The 4,798-nt window shown below is 66.0% G+C and carries 4 protein-coding genes; all 4 read left to right on the top strand.

Annotated features, from left to right (window positions below; translation table 11 throughout):
* The coding region (locus tag ACLFQI_RS11625) for a response regulator (protein WP_410759513.1) at nt 1-1,866 on the top strand (1,866 nt) is incomplete at its 5' end.
* Nucleotides 1,866-3,104 (top strand): EAL and HDOD domain-containing protein, encoded by a 1,239-nt coding sequence (locus ACLFQI_RS11620; protein WP_410759511.1) that lies wholly within the window; start codon nt 1,866-1,868, stop codon nt 3,102-3,104. The genes ACLFQI_RS11625 and ACLFQI_RS11620, both read left to right, overlap by 1 nt.
* Nucleotides 3,105-3,119: 15 nt before the next feature.
* The gene (locus ACLFQI_RS11615; protein ID WP_410759509.1) at nt 3,120-3,416 is read left to right on the top strand and encodes an antibiotic biosynthesis monooxygenase; all 297 of its coding nucleotides are present in this window, start codon (nt 3,120-3,122) and stop codon (nt 3,414-3,416) included.
* Complete coding sequence (locus tag ACLFQI_RS11610) at nt 3,413-4,597, top strand: iron-containing alcohol dehydrogenase (RefSeq protein ID WP_410759507.1); 1,185 nt, start codon at nt 3,413-3,415, stop codon at nt 4,595-4,597. Before ACLFQI_RS11615 ends, ACLFQI_RS11610 begins: the two co-directional genes overlap by 4 nt.
* Nucleotides 4,598-4,798: the final 201 nt, after the last annotated feature.

Raw genomic sequence — 4,798 nt, 5'->3', positions numbered from 1 at the left:
GAGCGGCAACCCTCGATCCAGTGGACGCGCTTCGAGGTCGAGGACACCGGCATCGGCATCCCGACCGAGCTATTACCGACGATCTTCAACGCCTTCGAACAGGTCGACAGCAAGACCACGCGGAAATTCGAGGGCACCGGCCTCGGCCTGACGATCAGCCGCGAACTGGTGGAGATGATGGGCGGCACGATCGAGGTCGACAGCGAGGTCGGCCGGGGCACCTGCTTTCGCGTGTTCCTGCCGCTGACATCGGCTCCCGAGCCCGAGCCGGTGGTGAAGGATGCCGGCGTGCCGGCGTTAGCCGCCTCGGCCTATCGGGTCTTGGTGGTCGACGATGAGCCGCTCAATCGTTCCGTGATCCAGCACATGCTCGGCATCCTGCAGGTGGCGTGCGCGCTTGCGGTGAGCGCGCCGGAAGGCCTGTTGTTACTGCGCCAGGCGCTCGATGAGGGGCAACCCTTCAACCTGTTGCTGCTCGATGCCAACATGCCGGGCATGGACGGTTACGCCATGGCCGAGGAGGTGCTGCGCGAAGGCCTGCTCTGTCCGGCGCAGATTCGCATCCTCAGTTCATCGGCGTTTGCCGGCGAGGAGCAGCGCGAGCGCAAATACTTTGCGCGCTACCGCAGCGTTTGCCAACAGGGTTGTCCGTTCTATAACGGCAAGACCACGCTCTGTCAGCAGTTCCAGCAACAAGACTGCTTGACCAAACCGGTGACGCTGGCCGACCTGCGTCAATTGCTGTTTCGCGAAGAACCAGGCGCGGAGCAAGGCCTGGGCGTAGGGGGCTCGTCGCTCGCCGAGCGGCGGTTGAATATCCTGGTCGCGGAAGACAACCCGATCAATCAACAGGTCATCGTCGCGCTGTTGAAGAAGTTCCAGGTCTTTTACACCTTGGCCAACAACGGACGCGAAGCCGTGGACTGGGCCGGCAAGGAGCGCTTCGACCTCATTTTCATGGATATCATGATGCCGACCATGGACGGGTTGGAGGCCACCCAGCAAATCCGCGCGTATGAGCGTCAACAGCACTTGAGCCCGGTGCCGATCATCGCCCTCACCGCCAGGGCGATGAAAGGCGATCGCGAGGAGTACCTTCAGCAAGGCATGGATGGCTATGTCGCCAAGCCGATCGATTCGAGGCTGTTGTTCGCGGAGATGGAGCGCGTGTTGACCAGGCGCCAGGCCCAAGTCCAGGCCCAGGCCCAGGCCCAGGCGCGCTTATCGGGTGCGGGGGCCGAATCGCCAGCGCGCGCCTATTCGGATCTGGATGCCTGGCTCGGCGCGGGCGAGGAGGGCGACGCTTCGGTGCCGGATGCCGAGATTGGCACCGAGACGGGCGCCGAGATTGGTGCCAAGATTGGCGCCGAAACGGGTGCCGACGAGGACACCACGGCGCCCGGCGCCGAGACGGTCCCGGCAACAGCGGCGGCAGCGGATGCGGCAACCGACGGAGCAACGCAGACGGCGACCGACAGCCACGCGCCTGAGGCGATGACCGCCGACCGGCAGTCATTCGACTGGGATCGGGCGGTCAAGCAACTGGGCGCGGAAGAGGAACTGCTGCTGACCTTTCTGTCCCGCTTCCTCGCCGATCTGCCGACCGCCGAGCAGCGCCTGCGATCGGCCTTGGAGCTGCGCGACGCCCCCGCGCTGAAGATGGAGGCGCATACGCTGAAAAGTCTCTGCGCGACCCTGTGCATGGAGCCGGCCCGAGAGGGATTCCTGACCGTGGAACGGGCCTGTCACGAGCCGCCGGCCGATTGGACGGCGGTCGAGACGCAAGTGAACGCCGTGTTCGAGGCGGTGCAACGCGTGCGCCCCTTGCTCGCTGCCAAGCTCGAACGCCAGGCGGCGGGTTCCTGATGCAAGCGACCGCGCACAGCCCGTACTGCATCGCCTTGCAGCCGATCTGCGATCGCGCGCTGCATCATGTCGCCGATAAATTGCTCTATCGCTCCTGCTGCGACGCGGACGTGGCGTCGATCGACGACCCGTTTCTGGCCACAGTGCGCTCCTATTCGGCGGCGATCTACGAGGTCGGTATCGAGAACCTGGTCGGCGAGCGCACGCTGTTGTTCACCGCGCCACCCGAGTGGATCGAGCAAACCGGCTTTTTCGAGCTGCCCGCCAAGCAATTGTTCGCCGAATTGACAGCGGATTTCTTCGCCTCGCCGACGGCGCTGGATGCGATTCGGCGTCTGCGCTCGATCGGCTATTCGATCGCCGTGAGCCAGGGCGTGTTCGAGCATCATCCCGAGATCCCGATCGACTTGGTCGATCTCATCAAGATCGACTGTCGGCGGCCGAATTGCCTGCAACTCGCCGAGCGCTACGCAGGGCGAGGTCCCCGGCTGATGGCGACCTTCGTCGAGGATCGAGCGAGCCTGGACCGCGTGCGCGCCGGCGGCTTCGACTGGTTCATGGGGTTCGTCTTTTTACCGCCACGGCGGGTCAAGGAGAGTGGCCGCAAGCGTCAGAGCAATCGCGCCGTTGAGCTGCGCCTACTCGCCGAGCTGAGTGCGCCGGATCTTCCGTTCGAGCAGCTCGAGGCGCTGCTGGCGCAACATCCGCATTTTTGCGTCCTGCTGTTCGCGCAGGTAAACTCGGCGGCCTTTGCCCGCGGCCAGCGTCGCATCGAATCCCTGCACGAGGCGGTGGTGCGACTGGGGTTGGAGCGGATCAAGACCATGGCGTCCTTGCTTTTGCTCAGTCGCAATGATCCGGTCGAGACCGTGCAGGTGCGCATGCTGTTGACGCGTGCCGCGATGGCGGCCCGCATCGCGCGGCGGGTGCGCAGCATCGACCCGCAGAGCGCCTTCACCCTGGGACTGTTTTCGCGCCTTGACGCCTTCGAGGGCCTGCCGATGCCACAGCTCCTCCAGGGCATGCCGTTTTCCTTTCCCATGCAACGGGCCTTACTGCAACGCGAGGGCGAGATGGGCAAGCTGCTGGATGTGCTCGACGCGCATGAGTCGGGCGAGGTCTCGCATCTCAGCGCATCCGTGGTGGCGAAGCTGAATGAGGATTTTGTCCATGCGGTCGCCTGGACGAAACGCTGGTTGGTTGGGGAGCCGCCCCAATCGTCCGTTCAACGCCCTTGATCGAGGAAAGAATCGATGTCGACGACACTTGTCCATATCCAGGTGATGCCCGATACGCGGGACGCCTTCATCGCCGCCACGCGCGAGAATTGCACCCAGTCCCGACTGGAGCCGGGCAACCTGCGCTTCGATCTGCTGCAAGCCGAGGCCGATCCGAATCGGTTCATCCTCTACGAGGCCTATGTCGATGCCGAGGCCGCGCGCGCGCACAAGGAGACGGCGCATTATCTGGCCTGGCGCGAGGCCGTCGCCGAGATGATGGCGTGCCCGCGCGAGGGCGTCGCCTATCGGATGCTCGAGGTTGAGCCATGACGGGCGTCTCGGCGTTTGCCATCGCGCGCCTGCCGCGCATCGCGTTCGGCGCCGGCGTGCGCTCCGAGGTGGGCAGCCGCGCGGCTCAGTATGGCCGCCGGGCGCTGTTGGTCACCGGCGGCGCCTCGCTGCGCGCCGGGCCGTTCTGGGCGGAACTGGAGGATGCCTTCGCCGCCGCCGGGGTCCATGTCGAGACCGTCCAGATCGCCGACGAGCCGAGCCCGGACCAGATCGATGCCGCGGTGCGCGCCTATCGCGGCGCCGAGATCGAGGTCGTGGTCGCCATCGGCGGCGGCAGCGCGCTGGATGCCGGCAAGGCCATCGCCGGTCTGCTGCGGCCTGGCAATTCGGTGCTCGAGCACCTCGAAGGCGTCGGCCCCGAACGGCCCTATCGAGGTCCGGCCGTGCCCTTCGTCGCGCTGCCGACCACCGCCGGCACCGGCTCGGAGGCGACCAAGAATGCGGTGCTCAGCCAGCGTGGCGAGCATGGCTACAAAAAATCCTTCCGCGACGAGGCCCTGGTGGCGCGCGAGGCCCTGGTCGATCCGGATTTCCTGCGCACCTGTCCGCGCCCGGTGCTGGCGGCCAACGGCATGGATGCGCTGACGCAGTTGCTGGAATCCTTCGTCTCCACGCGCTCGAATCCGTTCTGCGCGGCCCTCGCGTTGGACGGCTTGCAACAGGCGCGGGAGGCGTTACTGCCCCTCTACGAAGACCCGAACAACCCCGAGGCCCGCGCCGGCATGGCCTATGCCTCCTTGCTCTCGGGGATCTGTCTCGCCCAGACCGGGCTGGGATCGGTGCATGGCTTGGCCTCGCCGCTCGGCGCCTTCTTCCCGATCCCGCATGGCATGGCCTGCGGCACCCTGGTGGCCAAGGCCACCGAGGTCAATATCCGCGCCTTGCAAGCGCGCGAGCCCGACAATCCGGCCCTGGAGGCCTATGCCACGGTCGGTCGCCTGTTCGCCGGCGATCAGCGCTTGAGCGCGGAGGCGGCGCGGGGGGCGCTGCTCGATCGGTTACGGCAGTGGCGCGAAGACCTGCACCTGCAACCGCTCTCGGCCTGGGGCGTGACCGGCGCCGATCACCCGCGCATCGTCGCCAACAGCCGTGGCAGCAGCATGAAGACGAATCCCATTGTGCTGGAGGATGAGGAAATCGCCGCCATTCTCAATGATTGAGCCTCTCCATGACCGATCGACAGCGCTTGCGTTAGGCACAGGAGGTGGCCGGCCTTGGCGAAGGAGCTGGGCAATCAGGGCCTCTCGGCCCCGGCAGCGCGGATCTCGGAGCGGCTGCCGCCTTGCCAGGTTTTCTTGCCAGGGAGGGCGTCGGCCAAGGCGAGTGTCGGATAATCCGCTTCACACCCGACCCGAATGGCG

It is taken from the genome of Halochromatium sp., assembly GCF_046541315.1.
GTDB lineage: Bacteria > Pseudomonadota > Gammaproteobacteria > Chromatiales > Chromatiaceae > Lamprobacter.
The sequence above is the reverse complement of the archived record's forward strand: the minus strand, read 5'-3'. Positions and strand labels throughout refer to the sequence as shown.